This window comes from Pseudomonas sp. Rh2, assembly GCF_040762985.1.
GTDB lineage: Bacteria > Pseudomonadota > Gammaproteobacteria > Pseudomonadales > Pseudomonadaceae > Aquipseudomonas > Aquipseudomonas taiwanensis.
The window spans coordinates 3,604,880-3,626,517 of the sequence record NZ_CP142890.1; the positions used below are offsets into that span (position 1 = coordinate 3,604,880).

The 21,638-nt window shown below is 63.2% G+C and carries 20 protein-coding genes; 11 read left to right on the top strand and 9 right to left on the bottom strand.

Going from position 1 to position 21,638, the window contains the following annotated elements:
* Positions 1–64: 64 nt before the first annotated feature.
* Entirely contained in the window at positions 65–4,108 is a 4,044-nt protein-coding gene (locus VXM67_RS16295; protein WP_315694366.1) for a leucine-rich repeat domain-containing protein, read from the bottom strand.
* Positions 4,109–4,303: 195 nt separating this feature from the next.
* On the opposite strand from VXM67_RS16295, the gene dkgB reads away from it, so the two are divergent.
* From dkgB to VXM67_RS16310, 3 genes are all read left to right on the top strand, one after another.
* Positions 4,304–5,107, top strand: coding sequence for a 2,5-didehydrogluconate reductase DkgB (gene dkgB, locus VXM67_RS16300; RefSeq protein WP_023381073.1), 804 nt, complete (start codon positions 4,304–4,306; stop codon positions 5,105–5,107).
* 156 nt (positions 5,108–5,263) lie between these two features.
* A complete protein-coding gene (locus VXM67_RS16305) occupies positions 5,264–6,445 on the top strand; it encodes an MFS transporter (RefSeq protein WP_023381074.1) in 1,182 nt (393 codons plus the stop codon).
* A gap of 212 nt (positions 6,446–6,657) precedes the next feature.
* Positions 6,658–7,122: a DUF1348 family protein gene (locus VXM67_RS16310; RefSeq protein ID WP_367237168.1), complete on the top strand. Its 465-nt coding sequence runs from the start codon at positions 6,658–6,660 to the stop codon at positions 7,120–7,122.
* On the opposite strand, the gene VXM67_RS16315 is transcribed toward VXM67_RS16310, so the two are convergent.
* Together VXM67_RS16315 and VXM67_RS16320 are read right to left on the bottom strand one after the other, a co-directional pair.
* Complete coding sequence (locus VXM67_RS16315; protein ID WP_023381076.1) at positions 7,123–8,409, bottom strand: ATP-binding protein; 1,287 nt, start codon at positions 8,407–8,409, stop codon at positions 7,123–7,125.
* A gap of 65 nt (positions 8,410–8,474) precedes the next feature.
* On the bottom strand, positions 8,475–9,182 hold the full coding sequence (locus tag VXM67_RS16320; RefSeq protein ID WP_023381077.1) for a response regulator: 708 nt from the start codon (positions 9,180–9,182) through the stop codon (positions 8,475–8,477).
* 166 nt (positions 9,183–9,348) lie between these two features.
* Between VXM67_RS16320 and VXM67_RS16325 the strand changes: the two genes are divergently transcribed.
* The 8 genes from VXM67_RS16325 (at position 9,349) to VXM67_RS16360 (ending at position 13,904) form a co-directional block, all read left to right on the top strand.
* Positions 9,349–10,131: a VacJ family lipoprotein gene (locus VXM67_RS16325; RefSeq protein ID WP_027907069.1), complete on the top strand. Its 783-nt coding sequence runs from the start codon at positions 9,349–9,351 to the stop codon at positions 10,129–10,131.
* Positions 10,124–10,372, top strand: a complete 249-nt coding sequence (locus VXM67_RS16330; protein ID WP_023381079.1) for a hypothetical protein — start codon at positions 10,124–10,126, stop codon at positions 10,370–10,372. Before VXM67_RS16325 ends, VXM67_RS16330 begins: the two co-directional genes overlap by 8 nt.
* A gap of 83 nt (positions 10,373–10,455) precedes the next feature.
* Positions 10,456–10,848 carry a sulfurtransferase complex subunit TusD gene (gene tusD / locus VXM67_RS16335; RefSeq protein ID WP_027907070.1) on the top strand — a complete coding sequence of 131 codons (393 nt, stop codon included), beginning with the start codon at positions 10,456–10,458 and terminating at the stop codon, positions 10,846–10,848.
* Position 10,849: 1 nt separating this feature from the next.
* Positions 10,850–11,209, top strand: a complete 360-nt coding sequence (gene tusC / locus VXM67_RS16340) for a sulfurtransferase complex subunit TusC (RefSeq protein ID WP_027907071.1) — start codon at positions 10,850–10,852, stop codon at positions 11,207–11,209.
* A complete protein-coding gene (gene tusB / locus VXM67_RS16345) occupies positions 11,209–11,505 on the top strand; it encodes a sulfurtransferase complex subunit TusB (protein WP_023381082.1) in 297 nt (98 codons plus the stop codon). The genes tusC and tusB overlap by 1 nt, the downstream gene beginning before the upstream one ends.
* A complete protein-coding gene (locus VXM67_RS16350; protein WP_023381083.1) occupies positions 11,502–11,837 on the top strand; it encodes a TusE/DsrC/DsvC family sulfur relay protein in 336 nt (111 codons plus the stop codon). The genes tusB and VXM67_RS16350 overlap by 4 nt, the downstream gene beginning before the upstream one ends.
* On the top strand, positions 11,834–12,850 hold the full coding sequence (locus VXM67_RS16355; RefSeq protein ID WP_023381084.1) for a glycosyl transferase family protein: 1,017 nt from the start codon (positions 11,834–11,836) through the stop codon (positions 12,848–12,850). The genes VXM67_RS16350 and VXM67_RS16355 overlap by 4 nt, the downstream gene beginning before the upstream one ends.
* Before the next feature lie 94 nt (positions 12,851–12,944).
* Positions 12,945–13,904, top strand: coding sequence for a glutathione S-transferase family protein (locus tag VXM67_RS16360; RefSeq protein WP_367237169.1), 960 nt, complete (start codon positions 12,945–12,947; stop codon positions 13,902–13,904).
* Between the two features lie 32 nt (positions 13,905–13,936).
* Here the strand turns inward: VXM67_RS16360 and cysG are convergent, their stop codons facing one another.
* From cysG to VXM67_RS16390, 6 genes are all read right to left on the bottom strand, one after another.
* Positions 13,937–15,328, bottom strand: a complete 1,392-nt coding sequence (cysG, locus tag VXM67_RS16365; RefSeq protein WP_023381086.1) for a siroheme synthase CysG — start codon at positions 15,326–15,328, stop codon at positions 13,937–13,939.
* The gene (gene serS / locus VXM67_RS16370; protein WP_023381087.1) at positions 15,329–16,609 is read right to left on the bottom strand and encodes a serine--tRNA ligase; all 1,281 of its coding nucleotides are present in this window, start codon (positions 16,607–16,609) and stop codon (positions 15,329–15,331) included.
* Positions 16,610–16,637: 28 nt separating this feature from the next.
* The gene (crcB, locus tag VXM67_RS16375; RefSeq protein ID WP_023381088.1) at positions 16,638–17,012 is read right to left on the bottom strand and encodes a fluoride efflux transporter CrcB; all 375 of its coding nucleotides are present in this window, start codon (positions 17,010–17,012) and stop codon (positions 16,638–16,640) included.
* Entirely contained in the window at positions 17,009–18,334 is a 1,326-nt protein-coding gene (locus VXM67_RS16380) for a replication-associated recombination protein A (protein WP_023381089.1), read from the bottom strand. The genes crcB and VXM67_RS16380 overlap by 4 nt, the downstream gene beginning before the upstream one ends.
* A 12-nt stretch (positions 18,335–18,346) precedes the next feature.
* The gene (gene lolA, locus VXM67_RS16385; protein ID WP_023381090.1) at positions 18,347–18,970 is read right to left on the bottom strand and encodes an outer membrane lipoprotein chaperone LolA; all 624 of its coding nucleotides are present in this window, start codon (positions 18,968–18,970) and stop codon (positions 18,347–18,349) included.
* A 61-nt stretch (positions 18,971–19,031) separates the two neighbouring features.
* Positions 19,032–21,482 (bottom strand): DNA translocase FtsK, encoded by a 2,451-nt coding sequence (locus tag VXM67_RS16390; RefSeq protein WP_023381091.1) that lies wholly within the window; start codon positions 21,480–21,482, stop codon positions 19,032–19,034.
* Between the last annotated feature and the right edge of the window lie 156 nt (positions 21,483–21,638).

Below are 21,638 nucleotides of genomic sequence, written 5' to 3' on the forward strand. Positions count from 1 at the left end.
CGACCGTGTTTGCCACAACGGCCCGCCTCCTTGGCGGGCCGTTGCATTTCCGCAGGCCGCTTCTTCAAGCGTGGCTGCGGCCTTGTCGACTGAGCGTATCGAGTTGCAACTGGACGGCTTGCAACCGGGCCATGGCTTCAACATCCAGCGGATTACGAAAAAGATTCAGTCGGGTCGGGTGATTTCGAATCCACTGCAGCGCCTGCTGACTCAGATCGACGATCAGGTTCTCGGCAAGGTCGACATACAGGTCAGGATGACGTTCGAGGAAAGCGAGCGGCAGCTCGGTCAGGCCAGTGGCGCGCAACGACAGGTGGCTAAGGTGATCCAGGTTGCGCAGCGCGGGAACAGTGCCGATCGGGTTGCCCCCCAGGTGCAGGGTTCGCAGTGCACTGAACGCTTCCAGGCGCTGGGCACCCGGCCCATCTATGACGATCTGGTTGCCTGTCAGGTACAACTCCTGCAGTTTCCTCAAGCGCTCCAAACCCTCGGGAATGGCGGTCAGCTGGTTGTCACGCAGGTCCAGAACGCTCAGCTGGCTTAGCTTGGCGAGGTCCCCAGGCACACGGATCAAGCGGTTGTCGCCTACATTCAACTGCCTGAGTCGGCTCAGCTCTCCCAGCCCTTTTGGCAGCTCGGCAAGCTGGTTATAAGAAAGGTCCAGCTCGAGCAGCCCTGTCATCTGCTCGATCCCGGCAGGCAGACTTTCGAATCGGTTTCCACTGAGGCTCAGGTACTGCACGCGCACGAGTCTGTGAATCGAATCAGGCAACCGGATCAGTCGGTTGTCGCTGAGGTCCAGACGAGTCAACAGGGTCATCTGTTGCAAACCCTCGACATCAGCCAAGCGGTTGCGCTGTAGATCCAGCCGCGTCAACCGCTGCAGGCCCCCCAACCCAGGTAATGCAACCAGCTCGTTGTCGTTGGCGATCAACTCGGCCAGGCCGGTAAGTTGCCCCACACCGTCGATGGCCGTCAGTTTGTTGAACTGCAAATCGAGCGTGTTCAGATGCCTCATGCCATCAAGCCGGGGCACGCCGACCAGTTTGTTGCCGCCCAGTTGCAACTGGCGCAGGTTGGGGAAGCGACTCAGAAATGCGTCATCCAGCGACTTCAGGGCCACATTGACCAAGCTCAACCGGTGTATGTGCTTGAACGCTAGGTCCGCTGGCAGCTCTGGCCAGGTGCCCATGGGCAGGTTGCGCACCACCAGTTCGCTGACACCATGCGGCCCGAAAAACTCCGGCTCCCAAGCCTCGCGAATCAACTGCCCCGCTTGTTGCCGACTGCGGTACGCAGGGTCCAGGTACACGCCTCGCCAGGCCCTGAGGCTCGACTCCAGCCTATCCACCTGCCTGGCCAGTTCGCTGAAGGCAACCCAGATCGACTGCCCGGGCCTTCGCGCCAACTGGAAAATCAGCCAGTGGATGTCCGCGGCAGAGCGGTGCGGAAACAGGTGCCATACGCCGGCACGAATCGACTGGCGCGCCTGGGCAGCGCCGGCATTGACTGCCTCGCCCCTTGGCAGCCAGCCAATCTCCCCGCCACTGAGCGGATAGCCCAGCCGGCCATCACCCAGGCGTACCGGCGGACGCACTCCCAGAGCACTCGGCGCCATGCCCAGCAGGTGAGCGGCCCGCTCGCGTTGGTCAGAGGCCCTCAGGGCAAGGGCCTGGCTCAAGGACTCGGGCGAGCGGCCCGCCTCCCCCAAGTCATGTTTCTGGGCATCGACCAACTGCAGCCACAACGCTTTGAATAAGCTGTCGTCCACCTGCGCCGAAGGCAACCCGGTGCCATGGCCATCCACTGCCTGGTAGCCCTGTCCACGTTTGATGATGTAGCCCACCTGCGTGGCATCCTGGGCAGCGCTGCGCGCTCGAAGCTCTCCAGCGACGCCGCCCAGGCGAATTTCGATGCGCAGCGTGTCCGGCCAGGCTGACCAATGGTCAATCAAACCCAGTGCTAAGCGTTCGCTGTCAGGGTTGATCGCGTCCGCCTGGTAGAAACCGACACAAGCCCGATCCAGGCGGCTGTCGCGCAGCGCCCAACGCGCCTGGGTGGCCAGCGGCAACGGAACACGGCCGCTGTTGACCAGGGTTTCGATCTGCTGCGTGCCGGCGTGCTCGACGATTTCCTGCGCGGCGCGCGCCGACAAGCCCGGAAAATCCCTACGCAACAATTGGGCAGCTGGCGTCGGTGCGGCCTGCATCGCGGCGAAGTGCTGCTCGAACGCCTCGCCGATCAGGCCAGGCTGGCGCTCGTGCAACTGGTAGCGCTGCAAGGCATCCCACAAACGCGCAGGTGCAGGCGCATGCTCCAGGTGCAACTCGCGCAGCCGGTCCTCGTCGAAACCGGCAATATGCATGACCCGTTCGGCTGTCTGCCGGTCGAGTGTGGCCCATTCACTGCCCAACCGCTGCATCAGGTAGTGCGGATCCTGCCAGTCCCGTGGCGTTTCCAACTGATGGCGCCAGCCGCCCTCACCGTTATCATCGAGCCAGGGCGAGTACGCAGACGACCTGCGAGGGTGCTGGATGCGAAAACCGCCGTGCTCCTCACGTACCTGATAAGTCGCCTGCAGGGTACGCACCCTCGTCGTGCCCGCCACCTGGGTGCGTTCACCGACCGCCACGTCCTGATCAGGCACTGCGTAGCCCGGCAGGCTGGGGTCGATCAGCCGGACCTGCTCGCCAGCCGTCAGCACCGGAACCAGCCTGTCCACCTGGGCAGAACGCTCGATCAGCCTGGCCGCAACCTGTCCAGCGCCAGCCAGGGTAATGCCTGCGGCTACGTTTTCGGCCACACCCCACACATGCTTCAAGGCCCCTTCCCGGTCACCCAATTGCCAATCCTCATAGCCTTCGAAGACCGCATCGGCGATCTGCAGGGCCGCGATGCCCAACAGGGGCAGGCCCAGGGCTGGCACGAACAGGCTAGCCAGCCCCAGTACGTTCAGGCCTGCGTTTGCGTATTCGGACATTCGCTGCTCGCGTTCGGCCTTGGCCGCCTGCGCGCTAGGGACAGCCAGAAGCGCTGCATCGTCCAGCATCGTGTCCACGCGAACCTCGCGCAGATGTCGAAACAACGGCGCATTGATCCGGTGGCTGCGGCCATCGAGTTGGATCGCCCCATGGCCTGCGGCACTTCGGATCAAGCCATCGAGTGCCTGGACGAACCCTGGACGGTCGCGCTCACTGATGAACCGCGCGAAGAAGGCCGCATAGTCCGGCGCCTTGAAACGCCGCCCAAGCCCCTGCCAGAGGGCCGCCCAGGTGTCGAAGCGTTGCAACGCGCCATGCGGATCGTCCAGAACCCACAGCACTACCCCCTGCAGCGGCGCATCCGACTGGAGGCCATGGCGAATCTCGAATGCCACGCCACCACGCACTCGCTTGCCGAGCACGCGAAAGTCGAACGGCACGGCGCGCCCGGAATTCGGGCCGACGATGGGCGCCACCGAGATGATAGGCAACAGCGAGTAGTAGGTTGCCCGGTCGATTCCGCCACTGAGCAGGGCCAGGCGCACGGAGGCCTCCAGCGCCGCACGGGCGCCCTCTTCCAGCAATTGGCGCATGTCGGCCGGCCTCGCAATAACCTCATCGAGGTGGCGTTGATAGGCATCGCCAACATCCACCTCGCGGCAAAGCTGCATGAAGGCGGCAGGTTGCAGCGCCAACGGCTCATCCTGCGCATCGACGATCACCGAGGTGTGCAGCGCGCCGGACGGCGCTGTTTCGTGTTCGGCGAAATTCTGCAGCGCAGCCGCCAGTAAAGTCACCTCACTGACCTCTTCCACGCGCCGGCCCAATGCGCCCGGAGCGCCCTGTGCGGGAACCACGATCCGGGTGTGGCGCAGTTTGGCCCTGCGGACATCCGTTCGCGGCCACGCGCGCGCTGCCAATGCCTGCCCAAGCAGCGCTTCGCCGAAGGTATCCAAAGGCGCCACCCTGGCGAAGCGAGCCGCCAGTTGGTGCTGGATGCGTTGCTGCTGCAACAAACTCGTACGCAACCTGCTCAGATCATCCAGCGAGGCAGCGGTGAGCCATTCCGGCAACCTGCTGGCGATCAGGGAGTCGACATCGTGTGGTGGGGAGGGTTCGAAGGTCATGGAGGCGGTCCTTTGGGTGAAAACCCAAGCTAAACAGGCTACCGCTCCACCCAAGCACTACTTATGTGATGCACCGGCGATTCGTGACTGCAAGTCAAATATCCTTGGCCGCGCATGCCCTTAATCATTTCCCGGGAAACCCGCACACTGCTCGCCACTGGCAACAACGACGAACTTCATTGATCAGGAGCCTACATGAGCATTCCATCCTTCGGCCTCGGCACATTCCGTCTTACCGGCCAGGCCGTCATCGACTCGGTCACCTCCGCCCTGGAGCTGGGCTATCGGGTGATCGATACCGCGCAGATCTACAAGAACGAAGCCGAGGTCGGCGAGGCCATCGCCAAGAGCGGCGTACCTCGTGACGAGCTGTTCATCACCACGAAGATCTGGGTCGAGAACTATAGCGCCGAAAAGCTGGTTCCCAGCCTGCGCGAAAGCCTGAGCAAACTGCGCACCGCGTACGTCGATCTGCTGCTGATTCACTGGCCGGCCCCCGGCAACGGTGTCGAACCGAGCGAATACATGACGGCCTTGGCCGAGGCCAAGAAACTGGGCCTGACCCGCCAGATCGGCATCTCCAACTTCAACATCGAGCTGACCCGACAGGCAATCGAGGTGGTCGGCAAAGGCGAGATCGCCACCAACCAGATCGAACTGAGTCCTTACCTGCAAAACCGCAAGCTCGCGGCGTTCCTCAAGGAACAGGGTATTACCGTCACTTCCTACATGACACTGGCCTACGGCAAGGTCTTGAAAGACCCGGTACTGTCCGAGATCGCCAACAAGCACAAGGCCACCGTGGCACAGGTGGCATTGGCCTGGGCCATGCAACTGGGATATGCGGTGATACCGTCGTCCACCAAGCGCGAGAACCTGGCAAGCAACCTGCTGGCCCGCAGCCTGCGCCTGGACGATGGCGACATGGCGCGCATCGCTACCCTCGAGCGCAACGGCCGAGAAGTCAGCCCGGACAACCTGGCGCCCGCCTGGGACTGAAACCAGCAGCGGGCTGGGCCGCGAAGCACGCTGCGCAGTGGGTGGCGCGGGCAGTGCCCGTGTTCGCGGGCAAGCCCGTTCCTGCAGTGATCACGCTCGCTTTCAGACGACACCGTTTCACCTGCGATCTTCCCTATTTTCAAACCGGAGCTGCCGATGAGCACGCTTTCCTCCAAACGGGTTCTGTTCGCCCTCGCCATCGGCGCATTCGGCATCGGAACCACCGAGTTCACCCCCATGGGCCTGCTGCCGGTGATCGCTGACGGCGTTGGGGTCAGCATTCCCAGCGCGGGCATGCTGATTACCGCCTACGCCGTGGGCGTCATGGTCGGTGCACCGATCATGACCCTGCTGTTCAGCCGCTTCGGCAAGCGTGCCGCATTGATGGGGCTGATGAGCATCTTCACCCTGGGCAACCTGTTGTCGGCGCTGTCGCCGGACTACTACACGCTGCTGGCCTCGCGCCTGGTCACCAGCCTCAACCATGGTGCCTTCTTCGGCCTGGGCGCAGTGGTGGCCGCCAGTGTCGTACCCAAGGACAAGCAAGCGAGTGCCGTGGCCACCATGTTCATGGGCCTGACCATCGCCAACATCGGTGGCGTGCCCGCCGCCACCTGGGTGGGCCAGCAGGTCGGTTGGCGCATGGCCTTCGCTGGCACCGCCGTGCTCGGCCTGCTGGCGATGGCGACGCTGTGGTATGCACTGCCCAAAGGTGAACGCGGCAGTGTGCCTCACGTGCGCAAGGAGTTGGCAGTGATTGCCCGCCCCAGCGTGTTGCTGGCCATGGCCACCACCGTATTGGGCGCAGGCGCCATGTTCACCTTATACACCTACGTAGCGCCGGTACTTTCCGAGTTGACCGGGGCCTCGCACGCCTTCGTCACCCTCGCCCTGGTGCTGATCGGCGTGGGTTTCACCTTTGGCAACAGCCTCGGCGGACGCCTGGCCGATTGGTCGCTGGACGGGGCGGCGAAAATCTTCCTGGGCGTGCTGGCCGTGATCATGCTGCTGATGCCCCTGGTGCTGGCCAGCCATGTCGGCGCCGCTGCCGCCCTGCTGATCTGGGGGGTGTTCACCTTCGCCGTGGTCCCACCGCTGCAAATGCGGGTGATGATCGCCGCCAGCGAGGCGCCAGGACTGGCATCGTCCATCAACGTGGGCGCCTTCAACCTGGGTAATGCGTTGGGTGCGGCATTGGGTGGGGCGGTGATCAGCGTGGATCTGGGCTACGCTGCAGTGCCCATGGCGGGTGGTTTGTTGGCAGGCGCCGGGCTGCTGCTGGTCTGGCTTGGCCAGCGTGGCAAGGCCGGCCAGGCCTCCCTGAGCGACGCCGCGTAAACGGCTGGCGGGGGCTGCGTTACCCGCGCAGCCCCGGCTGGTCATCCTCGCAAGCAACCGCGCATTATTCCACCGGCCGCAACTATGAAGTGCCGGTCGCGCGGATTCTCCGCCAGCGTGCGCAATAGTAGCCTTCATCGTGCCGATCGACGAAATGGCCACACATCGTCGCCAACAGATCCGTTCCTTCCCTTCATTAGAGGAATACCACGATGTCCCGTCCTCCACCGCCACCGTTCACCCAGGCCTCGGCCATCGAAAAAGTCCGTCTCGCCGAAGACGGCTGGAACAGCCGCGATGCGGCGAAGGTCGCGCTTGCCTATACCCCGGACACCCGCTGGCGCAACCGCGTCGAGTTCGCCACCAACCGTGAACAGGCCCAGGCCTTCCTGACCCGCAAATGGAACCGCGAACTGGAATACCGCCTGATCAAGGAGCTGTGGGCGTTCACCGGCAATCGCATTGCAGTGCGTTACGCCTATGAGTACCGCGACGACAGCGGCCAATGGTTCCGTGCCTACGGCAACGAGAACTGGGAGTTCGCCGAGGACGGGCTGATGCAGAACCGCCACGCCAGCATCAACGAAATGCCCATTGCCGAAGCGGAGCGCAAATTCCGCTGGCCACTGGGCCGTCGTCCGGACGATCACCCAGGCCTCAGCGACCTGGGGCTCTGATCAATCGATCGGCAACGTGACCCTGACCTGCAGCCCACCCTCTGGGCGGTTGGTCAGGGTTACGCTCCCCCCTTGCTCAAGCACGATCGCACGCACCGTCGCCAACCCAAGCCCCACCCCTCCGGTAGTCTTGTTACGCGAGCCTTCGATACGGAAGAACGGCGCGAAGACCTGCTCATGCAATTGCGGGGCGATGCCTGGCCCACGGTCGAGCACTTGGATTTGCAACTCATCAGCGCTCACGCGCAATTCAAGCCTCGGCTCCCGGCCATACTTGGCGGCGTTGTCGATGAGGTTGACCAGCACTCGCTTGAGCGCAATCGGCCGCCCGACGTAAACCCAGTGACGCGGGCCGTCGAAAGCCACCTCCACACCGGCATCCTTGTAATCGTCCACCACCGTCTGCAGCAACTCGCCCAGGTCGAATGCTGTGGTCTGCTCGAACCGCGCATCGTCCCTGAAGAACTCGAGTGCGGCGTTGACCATGGACTCCATTTCGTCCACATCCTTGAACAGCTTCGCCTGCAATTGGCTGTCTTCGACGAACTCGCCACGTAGTCGCATCCGTGTCAACGGCGCCCGCAGATCATGGGAAATGGCGGCCAGCAGCTGCGTGCGGTCATTGAGAAAATGCTTGAGTTGCGCCTGCGTGGCGTTGAACGCGAGTATCGCCTGGCGCAGGTCATGGGGGCCGACCACCGGAATGGGCGGTGCGTTGAAGTCCTTGCCGAATCGCCGCGCACCTTCGGCAAAGCGCTCCAGTGGACTTGCCAGGTAGCGGCCAGCCAGCACGGCCACGGCAACGCTGGACGCCAGCATCAGTACGAGGATTATCAGGTAGCGGGGCAACTCATCCAGCCCCCAATTGCGCGAGGGAGCGCGAAACACCACCCATGAACGATCCGACAACTCGATCATCAGCGCATAACCCTGCCCCGCCAGCTCGGGCGGCAGGTTCGGTGGCCCGTAGGCTTCGATCCTGGCATCGGGCCGACCCAGCAACGCACGCAAGATCGGCTCGCCCTCGGGAAAGCCTGCATCCCTCACCCTGGGGATACCCGCGTCGGCATGCCGCTGCAGCCATTGCACGCGGTAGGTAGTGTCACCGGCCGCTTGGGCAATCGTCGCGCGCTGCTCCACAGGCGCGACGTCGAGGATGCGAGTGACGGAAGCGATTCGCTCGATGATTCCGCTTTGCAGCAAGGGCGGTTGCGCCCAGGTTTCCAGCACGAGACTGAGCAGGCCACGCACGGCCAGCAAAGCCAGCATCGCGACCAGCGTCGTCATCGCGATCCAGCGGGTGATGGTGATGCGGGGACGCCACCCTTTCTGACGGCCTAGCGCCCTTGCCTTCACCGCCTTACCACCGTTGGCGTGAACAGGTAACCGACGTTGCGCAGCGTGCGGATGAGCGGTTCGACCTGGCTATCGGTCTCCAGCTTGCGACGCAAGCGACTGACCTGCACATCGACGCTGCGGTCATACGCTTCATGCGTCTCACCGCGCGCAAGGTCGAGCAGTTGCTGACGGCTCAGCACTCGCCGTGGGTGCTCGGCGAACACCAACAGCAATTCGAACTCGCCATTGGACAGCGGTATCATCACCTGCTGGGGAGAGCGCAGTTCGCGCCTCACCACGTCCAGCTGCCAGCCCGAGAATTCAAGAATCGTGCGCGAATTGCCCGCCGGCACCGGGGCTTCACCGGCACGTCGCAAGACCGCCCTGACCCGGGCCAGGAGCTCACGAGCGGCAAACGGCTTGGTCAGGTAGTCATCCGCGCCCAGCTCCAGCCCTACCACGCGATCACTCAGCTCGCCCATGGCGGTGAGCATGATCACTGCCAACTGGTGCTCGGCGAGCAGTCGCTGGCACAACACCAGGCCGCTTTCGCCGGGCAGCATGACATCGAGGATGACCAGATCCGGTACCCGTCGCGCCAATGCCCGCCACAGGCCTGCACCATCGCTGGCCACCTCCACGTCATAGCCGTGCTGGCGGAGGAATTTCTGCAGCAGGTCCAGCACTTCGACATCGTCGTCGACAATCAGCAAATGACTCACACAATGGCACCACGGGAATAGGCAAGATGGCGTATTTAAGACCATCCGACCGGTGCCGTCATATATTTCAACCCGGAAACAATGCATCAGGACGGAGACAAAGCGGACATGCCCAGGCAAAAAAGCACCCGCAGCATCTGCACCCGTTCTCGTCAGGAATGCATCCATGTCTGCTTCTGTTTTGCTATCGGCATCTGCCCGCAGTGCGCTGCTGGCCCTCCTGTTGCTCAGCGCCGGGGGCTGTAGCCAACGGGCCGCTTCAACGACCCTCGCGTGCAGCGACCCCCGCTACCAGATCAGTGACCCCGCCGAGCCGGCCAACCGCGCGGTGTTTGCCTTCAACCGAGGCGTCGATGACTACATCGCGGCGCCGGTCGCCCGTGGCTATACCCAACTGCCCGAAGCCGCCCAGCAGGGCGTGCACAACTTCGTCGCCAACTTCGGTGAACCCAAGGTATGGGTAAACGACTTGCTGCAAGGCAATGTCGAACGCTCGATGACTACCCTGTCGCGGTTCATCTTCAACACCACCTTCGGCCTGGCCGGCCTGATCGACGTTTCCGGGAAGATGGGCCTGGAGCGCCACAGCGCGGACTTTGGCCAGACCTTCGGCGTCTGGAGCATCGGTGCCGGGCCTATCGTGGAACTGCCGCTGCTGGGCTCGCATAACCTGCGCGACGCCACGGGACGCGTACTGAGCCTGGCCATCGACCCGTTCGGCGACAACAGCGACACGGTCCAGACCCTGAACACCGTTGCCATGACCGGTGGCGCAGTGGCAGGACGCGCCCAGGCGCTTGCGCTGACCGACGTGCTGCAAGAGGCGCCGGACTATTACCGCGCCGTGCGCGACTACACCGCGATGGTGCGCGCCCACTATGTGGCCGAGGGCAAGGCCGGCAAGCACATTGCGTGGGTTCCTAGCTGCCGGGAGCAAGGCGATGAGTGACCCAGCCAATGCGTCGATGTTGCTGTTCAGACGCCTGGAACGTGCCGCATCGGAGTCCGTTCTGCTGCATGAATTGCAAGCCAGGGTGTCCGACGATGGCCAACACCTGATCGTGAGCCGCTACCGGGAGCATCGCACCGCACAAGGCCGTCCGCACTGCCGCGAGGTTCATCGCAGCGTGCCGATCACTGCACTGCTCAAGTGGATGGCCAAGCAAGGCGCGGTTTTGAACAGCCTCTAGAACCCGCCACAGGGCCCAGCCCGCCCCAACAGGTGCGGGCTGTTTTGCATTATCATGGCGTCATTCCTTTACACGAGTTGCCCATGAAATTCGCAATTGCGGTGTTTTCCCCGGCCCACGCGCCCTCCTCGCGTCGCGCCCTGCGCTTTGCCGAGTCGGTGTTGGCGGGCGGGCATGAAATTGTCCGACTGTTTTTCTACCAAGATGGCGTGCACAGCGCCTCGGCCAATATCGTCGCACCCCAGGATGAACTGGACTTGGCCGGCCAATGGCGCACCTTCGTCGAGCGACACCAGCTCGACGCCGTGGTGTGCATCGCCGCCGCCCTGCGTCGCGGCGTGCTCGACGATGCCGAAGCCAACCGGTACCAGCGTCCGGCGGTCAACCTGCCCAAACCCTGGGCATTGTCGGGCCTGGGCCAGTTGCACGAGGCCGCTCAGCTCGCCGATCGCCTGATCTGCTTCGGAGGCGACTGAGATGAGCAAGTCCCTGTTGATCATCAGCCGCCAGGCACCTTGGAGCGGGCCCTCGGCCCGAGAGGCGCTGGACATTGCACTGGCCGGCGGCGCGTTCGACCTGCCATTGGCCATGCTGTTTCTCGACGATGGCGTGTTCCAGCTCACCCCAGGCCAGCAACCGTCCACCGTGCAGCAAAAAAATCTTGCCGCCAACCTGCAGGCCTTGCCGATGTTCGGTGTCGAAGCGCTTTTCGCCTGCGGCCACAGCCTGAACCGGCGCGGCCTGAGCGACCAAGCCTTGGCGCTGCCAGTGCAAGTAATGGAAGACGAGGCCCTTGCTGAACTGATCGCCCGTTTCGACCTGGTGGTGACCCTCTGATGACGACCCTGCATGTTATTGCCCACTCCCCCTTTGGCGATGACCGCCTGAACAGTTGCCTGCGCCTGCTGGGTGCCGGGGATGGCTTGCTGCTGTGCGGCGACGCGGTGTACGCCCTGCGCCCGGGCAGCGAACCCTATGCTGCGCTGCAGGCCAGCGGCCTCGGACAACGCCTGTTCGCCCTCGAAGAAGACCTGCAGGCGCGCGCCCTCGATAGCGACCTGGCCAAGCCTGTCGATTACCCGGCTTTCGTCGCGCTTTCGCTGGAATATGACAAGGTCAACAGCTGGCTATGAGTACCCTGACTGTCGGTGATCGCGACATCGCCCTGGACAAAGACGGCTTCCTGGTCGACCTGCAAGACTGGTCGCAGCCGGTTGCCGAAGCCCTCGCTAGCCGCGAAGGCATTTCCCTGACCGCGGATCACTGGGAAATCCTCGCTTTGCTGCGTCAGTTCTATGAGGAATACCAGCTGTCCCCCGCCACCCGCCCGCTCATCAAGTACACCGCGCTCAAGCTGGGCCCGGAGAAGGGCAACAGCCCGCACCTGAACCGCCTGTTCAATGGCACGCCCGCCAAACTCGCCGCCAAGCTGGCGGGCCTGCCCAAGCCGACCAACTGTATATGACCGAGCCGATGACCAACAGCCCGCGCCCACTCACTCTGCAAACCCCGGCCGAGCACCCTTTCGCCGAATTCGTACGCATTCTGGGCAAGGGTAAGCGCGGCGCCCGTAGCCTGACCCGTGAGGAAGCCCGCGCCGCGATGGCCATGCTGCTCGAAGGCCAGGTCGAGGACACTCAGCTGGGTGCATTCCTGATGCTGTTGCGGCACAAGGAAGAAAGTGCCGAGGAGCTGGCCGGTTTCACCGAAGCCCTGCGGGCACACCTGCAAGCACCCTCGATGGCCGTCGATCTGGATTGGCCCAGCTATGCCGGCAAGAAGCGCCACCTGCCCTGGTTCCTGCTGTCGGCCAAATGCCTGGCCCAAAACGGTGTGCGCATCCTGCTGCACGGCGGCGGCGCGCACACTGCCGGACGTCTGTACACCGAGCAACTGCTCGACCTGCTGCACATTCCGCTGTGCCGCGACTGGGCAGCGGTGTCCAGTGCCCTGGACCAGCAGCAACTGGCGTTCATCCCACTGCAAGACTGGGCCCCCCAGTTGCAACGCATGATCGACCTGCGCAACACCCTTGGCTTACGCTCACCGATTCACTCCCTGGCCCGGGTGCTCAATCCTTTGGGTGCCCGCTGTGGCCTGCAGAGCATCTTCCACCCCGGCTACCAGGCCGTGCATCGCGAGGCCAGCCGCCTGCTTGGCGACCATGCCGTGGTCATCAAGGGCGATGGAGGCGAAATCGAGGTCAACCCCGATGTCATCAGCCACTTGTACGGCACCTCCGCCGGCGAGGCATGGGACGAGGAATGGCCGGCACTCAGTGAGCGCCGTCATGTCAAGCCAGCCAGCCTGCAACCGGAACATCTAATGACGGTATGGCGGGGCGAGGCACAGGACAGCTATGGCGAAATGGCCGTGGTCGCGACGATGGCCTTGGCGTTGCGAGGGCTTGGACAATCGCGGGAGGAGGCCTTCGAAACCGCTCGCCACTACTGGACCGCGCGCAAACAATCGAAATAGCCGATCAAAGCCCCCCAGTCTTTGCGCTATTTATTCGAACGTTTTCACCTAGACTGGGCTCCAACGACAAACACTTTGTTCCGAGGAGCTCAGCATGGGCCTTTTGATCGACGGCCGCTGGCACGACCAGTGGTATGAAAACGGCAAGGACGGCGCCTTCAAACGTGAAAACGCCCAACGCCGCAACGCGCTACCCGCTCCTGAAGCCGGCCGCTACCATCTGTATGTCTCGCTGGCCTGTCCATGGGCCCATCGCACCCTGATCGTACGCGCCCTCAAAGGGCTCGAACCCCTGATCGACGTGTCGGTGGTGAGCTGGCTGATGGGCGAAAACGGCTGGACTTTCGACGTCCAGAACGGCTCCACCGGCGATCACCTGGACGCACTGAGCTACCTGCACCAGCGCTATACCCAAGACGATCCGCATTACACCGGGCGCGTCACCGTGCCTGTGGTGTGGGACAAACAGCAAAAGCGCATCGTCAACAACGAGTCGTCCGAGATCATTCGGATCTTCAACACGGCGTTCAACGAACTGACCGGCAACCTGCTGGACCTGTATCCCGAGCCGCTGCGCCCGACCATCGACGCGCTCAATGCCCGTATCTACCCTACGGTGAACAATGGTGTTTACCGCGCAGGCTTCGCCACCACACAAGAAGCCTATGAGGCTGCGTTCGACGATGTGTTCAATGAACTGGACGCCCTGGAAGACCTGCTAAGCCGCCAGCGCTACCTGGCCGGTGAGTACCTGACCGAAGCCGATGTGCGCTTGTTCACCACGCTCATACGTTTCGATGCGGTGTACCACGGCCACTTCAAGTGCAACCTGCGTCGTCTGGCCGACTATCCGAACCTGTCCAACTGGCTGCGTGAACTGTACCAATGGCCCGGCGTTGCGCAGACGGTGAACATGGAGCACATCCAGAAGCACTATTACATGAGTCACAAGACCATCAACCCGACAGGCATCGTGCCAAAGGGGCCGCTGCAGGACTTCAACCTGCCACACGATCGGCAACGCTTGGTGGGTAAAGGCATCTGGAAAGACTGAAATAACGGGGGCCGCTAAGCGGCCCCGGTTACTCAATCTTGCTGCGACCCTTCGAACCAGGCCAGCTTCTCACGCAATTTCACCACCTCCCCCACGATCACCAGGGTCGGCGCATGCACTTCGTGCCGGGCCACAAGCTCTGGCAGATCTGCTAGGGTGCCGGTGAACACCCGCTGATTTCGCGTAGTCCCCTGCTGCACCAGCGCCGCAGGCGTGCTGGCCGCACGGCCATGGCGAATCAGTTCGGCGCAAATGGTCGGCAACCCCACCAACCCCATGTAGAACACCAGCGTCTGGGCAGGCGCGACCAAGTCATTCCAAGGCAGGTTGCTGGTGCCGTCCTTGAGATGGCCAGTGACGAAGCGTACCGATTGCGCATAGTCACGATGGGTCAACGGAATACCGCCGTAGGCAGAGCAACCACTGGCCGCGGTAATGCCCGGTACTACCTGGAACGGGATACCCTGTTCGGCCAGCTCCTCGATCTCCTCGCCACCGCGGCCAAAGATGAACGGATCACCGCCCTTGAGCCGCAGTACACGCTTGCCCTGGCGGGCCAGATCGACCAGCAGGCGGTTGATCTGGTCCTGCGGCACGGCATGGTCGGAGCGGCGCTTGCCCACGTAGATACGCTCGGCATCACGCCGGCACATCTCGATGATCGCCGGGGCCACCAGACGGTCGTACAACACCACATCGGCTTGCTGCATCAGGCGCAAGGCACGGAAGGTCAGCAAGTCTGGATCGCCAGGACCGGCCCCCACCAGATACACCTCACCACCCTGCTGCACCGGCGCGCCCTCGACCATGGCCTGCAGCAGGCGCTCGGCCTCGGCGCCCTGCCCGGCCAACTGGCGCTCGGCGATGGGGCCTTGGAACACCGTCTCCCAGAAGCCCCGACGCTGATTGACATCCGGATACAAGCCCTTGACCTTGTCACGGAACCGCGCAGCCAGGCCAGCGAGTTCGCCATAGGCCGACGGAATCCAGGCCTCGAGCTTGGCGCGGATCAACCGCGCCAGCACCGGGGCATCGCCGCCACTGGAAACCGCCACCACCAGGGGTGAGCGGTCGACGATCGCCGGGAAGATCACTGTGCACAGCGCCGGGGCATCCACCACGTTGACCGGCAGGCTGCGTGCCTGGGCATCGGCCGAGACCTGGGCGTTGAGCGCAGTGTCATCGGTCGCGGCAATAACCAGACGGCAGCCGTCCAGATCGCTCATGCGATAGCCACGCACCTGCACCTCGCCGCCACCTTCATGGGCCAGCGCGGCCAACTGGCTGTCGACCTCGGGCGCGACCACCCGCAGCACGGCGCCGGCATCGGCCAGCAGGCGCGCTTTGCGCAAAGCGATTTCGCCACCGCCGACGACCAGTACGCGGCCGCCTTGCAGCTTGTGGAACAGGGGCAGGAAATCCATTTAGCGGATGACCTCGACACCACCCATGTATGGCTTGAGCACCTCGGGCACGCGGATCGAGCCATCGGCCTGCTGGTAGTTCTCCAGAACAGCCACCAGGGTGCGGCCGACCGCCAGGCCAGAGCCGTTGAGGGTGTGCACCAGCTCAGGCTTGCCGGTTTCCGGGTTACGCCAGCGCGCCTGCATGCGTCGGGCCTGGAAGTCACCGCAGTTGGAGCACGAGCTGATTTCGCGGTACTTGTCCTGGCTAGGCACCCACACTTCCAGGTCGTAGGTCTTCACCGCACCGAAGCCCATGTCGCCGGTGCACAGCGCCAGCACGCGATAGGGCAGTTCCAGCAGCTGGAGCACGCGCTCGGCATTGGCGGTCAGGCCTTCCAGCGCTTCCATGGACTTGGACGGCTCGACGATCTGCACCATCTCGACCTTGTCGAACTGGTGCTGACGGATCATGCCGCGGGTGTCGCGGCCGGAGGCGCCCGCTTCGCTGCGGAAGCAAGGCGTGTGGGCAACCAACTTGAGCGGCAATTGCTTGGCATCAAGAATCTGGTCGGCCACCAGGTTGGTCAGCGACACTTCGGCGGTAGGAATCAGGTAGAAGTCGGCTTCGCCATCGCGGCTGATCTTGAACAGATCTTCCTCGAACTTCGGCAACTGACCGGTACCCTGCAGGGCCGGGGCTTGCACCATGTACGGGGTGTAGTGTTCCTCGTAGCCGTGTTCACCGGTGTGCAGGTTGATCATGAACTGCGCCAGGGCGCGGTGCAGACGGGCGATCGGGCCACGCAGCACGGCGAAGCGGGCACCGGACAGCTTGGCTGCGGCTTCGAAGTCCAGGCCTTTGCTGATTTCGCCCAAGGCCACGTGGTCCTTGATTTCGAAATCGAAGGCACGCGGCGTGCCCCAGCGGCGCACTTCGACGTTGTCTTCTTCGCTCGCGCCGACCGGTACGCTGGCATCCGGCAGGTTGGGGATGGTCAGAAGAATGCCGTCCAGCTCAGCCTGGATACCATCGAGTTCAGCCTTGCCAGCGGCCAGCTCGTTGGCCATGCGCTCGACATCGGCCATCAGCGGCGCAATGTCCTCGCCCTTGGCCTTGGCCTGGCCAATGGACTTGGAGCGGGCATTGCGCTCAGCCTGCAGTTGCTCGGTACGGGTCTGCACCGCCTTGCGGCGCTCTTCCAGTGATTCGATGCGCGCGACATCCAGGCTGAAGCCACGGGAGGCCAGGCGATCCGCCACTTCCTGAAGTTGGCCGCGTAACAGTTTGGCATCGAGCATATCGTTCTCTCGTTATGTTTAGGTTGGTTCAGAATCGAGTCAGGGACAGGCCGGCCCAGGTTGCGAGCAAGCCCCCCATCACGCTAATACCGGTATAGCCCAAGGCGAGCGGTACCTGCCCGCTTTCCATCAGGCGCACGGTATCGAGCGAGAAAGAGGAAAAAGTTGTAAGGCCGCCGAGGAAGCCGACAATCAGCCCGGCGCGCAGCTCGACCGGCGCCAGCGGCTTGTGCAGGAACAGGCCGTAAAGCAGGCCGATCAGCAGGCAACCTACCAGGTTGACCGCCAGCGTACCGAGATAGAAGTGCCGTGGCCAGTGGGCCGATACCCAGTTCGAGGTGGCGAAGCGCAGCAGTGTGCCAGCGATGCCACCCGCACTGACGGCGGCGATGAGTGCGATCATGGTTTTCTCCGCTGCCGTGGGCTGTTGCGATCCAGGTCAGCCAGATGGCGAAGCTTTTCGCCGATTTTCAGTTCCAGGCCGCGGGGCACCGGCTGGTAATACTGGCGGGGTTCAAGCTGCTCGGGGAAGTAATCTTCACCAGCGGCGTAAGCATCCGGCTCGTCATGGGCATAGCGGTACTCTTCGCCATACCCCAGTTGTTTCATCAGCTTGGTCGGCGCGTTGCGCAGGTGCAGCGGCACCTCCAGCGAGCCATGCTCGGCGGCCTCACGCAACGCCGTCTTGAAGCCCATGTAGACGGCGTTGCTCTTTGGCGCGCAGGCAATGTAGGTGATGGCCTGCGCCACCGCCAGCTCACCCTCGGGACTGCCCAGGCGTTCCTGGACATCCCAGGCCGCCAGGCACAGGCTCAGCGCACGAGGGTCGGCGTTGCCGATGTCCTCACTGGCCATGCGCACCACCCGGCGTGCGATGTACAGCGGGTCGCAGCCGCCGTCGAGCATGCGCGCGAACCAGTACAGGGCCGCGTCGGGATTGGAACCACGCACCGATTTGTGCAGCGCCGAAATCTGGTCGTAGAACGCCTCGCCGCCCTTGTCGAAACGGCGACGGCTGTCGCCGAGCAGGCTTTGCAGCAGGTCGACACCGATCTCTCCACCGTCCTCTGCCAGGTCCGAGGCGTTTTCGAGGAAATTGAGCATGCGTCGGCCATCGCCATCGGCGGCCGCCATCAGCATCTTGAAGGCATCGTCGCCTACCCGCAGGTTGCGCTTGCCCAGGCCGCGCTCTTCACTCAACGCGCGGTCAACCAGCTTGCGCAACGCCGGCTCGTCAAGGCTCTTGAGCACATACACCCGCGCCCGCGACAGCAAGGCGTTGTTCAATTCGAAGGACGGGTTCTCAGTGGTAGCGCCGATGAAAATCAGCGTGCCATCTTCCACATATGGCAGGAAGGCGTCCTGTTGGGACTTGTTGAAGCGATGCACCTCGTCGACGAACAGGATGGTGCGCCGACCGTACTGCCCCGCCTGCTGCTTGGCCACCTCAACCGCCTGACGGATCTCCTTGACCCCAGCCAGCACCGCGGAAACCGTTTCGAAGTGAGCATCGCAGAACTGCGCCAGTAACCGCGCCAGGGTGGTCTTGCCCACCCCGGGCGGTCCCCAGAAAATCATCGAGTGCAACGCACCCTGCTCCAGCGCCTCGCGCAGCGGCTTGCCGCGCGCCAGCAGGTGCTCCTGGCCGACGTACTCGTCCAGGTTCGCCGGACGCAGGCGGGCCGCCAGGGGCTGGGCGACGGGTTCGCTTCGAAACAGGTCCATGGCGGGCTCTGGTTACTCCTTGATGACGTCCGCGCCTTTCGGGACGTCGAACTTGAACTTGCTGTCCGGCACCGCCTGGTTGGCCTTCACCCCGTTGAACAGGATATTGGTGCGCTGGCCGACACTGTCGATCAGTTGCATGTCGTTGACCAAACCCTTGCGGAAGGAAATACGCAGGGAATCGAACAGGGTGTCCTTGGTCTTGGGCTTCAAGGTGAAGTCCATGACTTCGCCCTGCTCCTTGGAGGTGATGTCGAAACTCTGGCTGATCTTCGACACATCACCGGACAGCAGCAACGCCGGGGTCTGGTTCAGGCGCACGTCGAGCTTCTTGATGGTCGCCTGCTCAAGGTCAGGGTCCCACAGGGTGACGTTCTTGCCGTCGGAAACCACCACCTGCTCCTGGGGTGCGTCGGTGTGCCAGTAGAACAGGCCGGGACGTTTTACCGTCATTTTGCCGCTGGTTTCCTGCAGGCTCGTGCCACTGGCATCCAGGGTCAGCTGAGAGAAGTTGGCCTCGATGGTCTGGGACTTCTCCAGCAATTGGGTCAGACGCTGTACATCCTGCTCACCAGCGTAAGCCGACAGGGAGCCCAGGGTAAGGGCAGAAACCAACAGCATGCGAATCGCGCGCATGGGAATCCTCATTGAGCATTGAATAGGCCGGATGCCACCGTTGGCACCCGGCAAGGTGTGATCAATCGCGTGGGCCGCCCGGGGCAATCACTTCGCGGGAACCGTTGCTGTTCATCGGGGTGACGACACCGGCCATTTCCATCGCTTCGATCATACGCGCGGCACGGTTGTAACCGATCTTCAGCTTGCGCTGCACCGCCGAAATGGAGGCGCGCCGGCTCTCGAGCACGAACTGCACGGCCTCATCATACAAGGCATCGCTTTCCGAATCGTCACCGTCGCCGCCACCGCCGCCGCCTTCGAAGCCGCTTCCGGCTTCTTCGACGCCGTTGAGGATGTCGTCGTTGTAGTCCGGCGCCCCTCGGAGCTTCCAGGCCTCTACCACCCGATGCACTTCATCGTCGGAGACGAACGCACCGTGCACGCGGATCGGCAGGCTAGTGCCCGGAGGCATGTAGAGCATGTCGCCGTGGCCCAGCAATTGTTCGGCGCCACCCTGGTCGATGATCGTCCGCGAGTCGATCTTGCTCGATACCTGGAACGCCATGCGGGTCGGAATGTTGGCCTTGATCAAGCCGGTGATCACATCCACCGACGGGCGCTGGGTCGCGAGGATCAGGTGAATGCCCGCGGCACGTGCCTTCTGGGCAATACGGGCGATCAGCTCTTCGACCTTCTTGCCGACGATCATCATCATGTCGGCAAATTCGTCGACGATCACCACGATGGTTGGCAGGGTCTTCAGCGCTGGTGGCTCGTCGTCCATGCTCTCGCGACGGTACAGCGGGTCATGGATGATTTCGCCGGCTTCCTGGGCGTCCTTGATCTTGCGGTTGAAGCCCGCCAGGTTACGCACGCCCATGGCCGCCATCAGCTTGTAGCGCCGCTCCATCTCGGCCACGCTCCAGCGCAGGGCGTTGGCGGCGTCCTTCATGTCGGTGACCACCGGGCACAGCAGGTGCGGGATGCCTTCGTAGATCGACAGCTCAAGCATCTTCGGGTCGATCATGATCAACCGCGCGTCTTCGGGGCTGGACTTGAACAGAATCGACAGGATCATCGCGTTCACACCGACCGACTTACCGGAGCCGGTGGTACCGGCCACCAGCAGGTGTGGCATCTTGGCCAGGTCGGTGATCACTGGCTTGCCGCCGATGTCGTGACCCAGGGCCAGGGTGACCGGCGACTTCTGCTCATCGTACTGCGGCGTGGCGAGAACCTCGGAGAACCGCACCATCTGCCGGTTTTCGTTGGGGATCTCGATACCCACGGTAGTCTTGCCAGGAATGACTTCGACCACCCGCACGCTGGTTACCGCCAGGGAACGCGCCAGGTCCTTTGCCAGGTTGGCGATACGGCTGACCTTGACCCCGGCCGCAGGTTGTATTTCGTAACGGGTAATGACCGGGCCCGGGTGGATCGAGTCCACCGAGACTTCCACGCCGAATTCCTTGAGCTTGATTTCCAGCAGTTGGCCGACACCGGCCAGGGACTCTGGCGAATACTCGATCTTCTTCTGCTCGGCCGGGTCGAGAATGGAAATCGACGGCAAGGTGCCTTCCACGGCGCTGTCGACGAACAACGGCGCTTGTTTTTCCTTCATCACCCGCTTGCTCGGCTCTGCTGGCTTGGCCGGCGTTGGCGCAATGATCACCGGTGCCGTTGGCTGCTCGCGCGACACTGCGGGCTCACGCGCCAGCACGGGCCGAATCGGGGTCTCGTCGCGTTCGACGCTGCGCTCGCGCGGTTGCGGTTGTGGTTGCTGCGGTTTGGCCGGCTCGCGCTTCTCGGCGGCCATCGGCGCCACATCGAAGACTGGCTCGTCGACCTCACGCAGTTGCGCCACCAGGCGCTTGCGCTCGTTGCGGGCTTCCCACCAGCGATTGGCTGCGCCCTGCACCAGCTCGAACAGGTCAAGGGTGATCTTGCCGGTCATGTCCATCACCTTGAACCACGACAGGTCGGTGAACACGGTCAGGCCGAACAGGAACAAGGCAATGAACATCAGCGTGCTGCCCTGCACATTCAACAGATTGCGCGCCAGGTCGCCGAGGCTTTCGCCCAAGGCCCCACCCGCGGAAAACGGCAGGCTCTCGGGCGGATGGAAATGGATATGCGCCAGCGCCGCACCGGACAGCACCAGGAACACCAAACCGATCAGGCGCCAGGAGAACAGCCAGCCGCTCCACTGCCAGGGCTGGTGGCGCTCACGGAAGATCTGCCAGGTCTTGATCGCCAGCAGCAGCGGGAAGATATAGGCGAAATAACCCAGCACCATGAACAGGATGTCGGCGAAGTAGGCACCGGCGCGCCCAGCGGCATTCTGCACCTGCTCGACGTTGCTGGTGTGGCTGAAGCCCGGGTCCGAGGTGTCGTAGGTCAGCAGGGCCATCCACAGGTACAGGCACAGGGCGCCGACAGCGATCAACGCACCTTCCTTAAGGCGGTAGTGCAGCTGCTGCCGCCACTGGGGCACTGGCAAAGGGGCTGGAGTTGCGGTGGATTTCTTCAAAACGCGTCTATTCCTGCGCGTGGTGCGCGTCCAATAGTGATCGGCCGGTCACTGGCCAATGAACCACTACTTTTAACATTACTGCCCGCCTGCCGCCATGGCGGCACGCCGTATGGCCGGCTTAGCGGGCGACTTTCGTATAGGTGCAATTTGAGC

What these genes read in the sequence shown, in the direction of transcription:
- dkgB (WP_023381073.1), top strand. Translation starts at nt 4,304, where the DNA reads ATGAGCATTCCATCCTTCGGCCTCGGCACATTCCGTCTTACCGGCCAG.
- VXM67_RS16305 (WP_023381074.1), top strand. Translation starts at nt 5,264, where the DNA reads ATGAGCACGCTTTCCTCCAAACGGGTTCTGTTCGCCCTCGCCATCGGC.
- lolA (WP_023381090.1), bottom strand. Translation starts at nt 18,970, where the DNA reads ATGCGCGCGATTCGCATGCTGTTGGTTTCTGCCCTTACCCTGGGCTCC.
- VXM67_RS16325 (WP_027907069.1), top strand. Translation starts at nt 9,349, where the DNA reads ATGTCTGCTTCTGTTTTGCTATCGGCATCTGCCCGCAGTGCGCTGCTG.
- VXM67_RS16360 (WP_367237169.1), top strand. Translation starts at nt 12,945, where the DNA reads ATGGGCCTTTTGATCGACGGCCGCTGGCACGACCAGTGGTATGAAAAC.
- VXM67_RS16330 (WP_023381079.1), top strand. Translation starts at nt 10,124, where the DNA reads ATGAGTGACCCAGCCAATGCGTCGATGTTGCTGTTCAGACGCCTGGAA.
- VXM67_RS16380 (WP_023381089.1), bottom strand. Translation starts at nt 18,334, where the DNA reads ATGGACCTGTTTCGAAGCGAACCCGTCGCCCAGCCCCTGGCGGCCCGC.
- VXM67_RS16355 (WP_023381084.1), top strand. Translation starts at nt 11,834, where the DNA reads ATGACCGAGCCGATGACCAACAGCCCGCGCCCACTCACTCTGCAAACC.
- crcB (WP_023381088.1), bottom strand. Translation starts at nt 17,012, where the DNA reads ATGATCGCACTCATCGCCGCCGTCAGTGCGGGTGGCATCGCTGGCACA.
- tusC (WP_027907071.1), top strand. Translation starts at nt 10,850, where the DNA reads ATGAGCAAGTCCCTGTTGATCATCAGCCGCCAGGCACCTTGGAGCGGG.
- tusB (WP_023381082.1), top strand. Translation starts at nt 11,209, where the DNA reads ATGACGACCCTGCATGTTATTGCCCACTCCCCCTTTGGCGATGACCGC.
- VXM67_RS16315 (WP_023381076.1), bottom strand. Translation starts at nt 8,409, where the DNA reads ATGACGACGCTGGTCGCGATGCTGGCTTTGCTGGCCGTGCGTGGCCTG.
- tusD (WP_027907070.1), top strand. Translation starts at nt 10,456, where the DNA reads ATGAAATTCGCAATTGCGGTGTTTTCCCCGGCCCACGCGCCCTCCTCG.
- serS (WP_023381087.1), bottom strand. Translation starts at nt 16,609, where the DNA reads ATGCTCGATGCCAAACTGTTACGCGGCCAACTTCAGGAAGTGGCGGAT.
- VXM67_RS16350 (WP_023381083.1), top strand. Translation starts at nt 11,502, where the DNA reads ATGAGTACCCTGACTGTCGGTGATCGCGACATCGCCCTGGACAAAGAC.
- cysG (WP_023381086.1), bottom strand. Translation starts at nt 15,328, where the DNA reads ATGGATTTCCTGCCCCTGTTCCACAAGCTGCAAGGCGGCCGCGTACTG.
- VXM67_RS16295 (WP_315694366.1), bottom strand. Translation starts at nt 4,108, where the DNA reads ATGACCTTCGAACCCTCCCCACCACACGATGTCGACTCCCTGATCGCC.
- VXM67_RS16310 (WP_367237168.1), top strand. Translation starts at nt 6,658, where the DNA reads ATGTCCCGTCCTCCACCGCCACCGTTCACCCAGGCCTCGGCCATCGAA.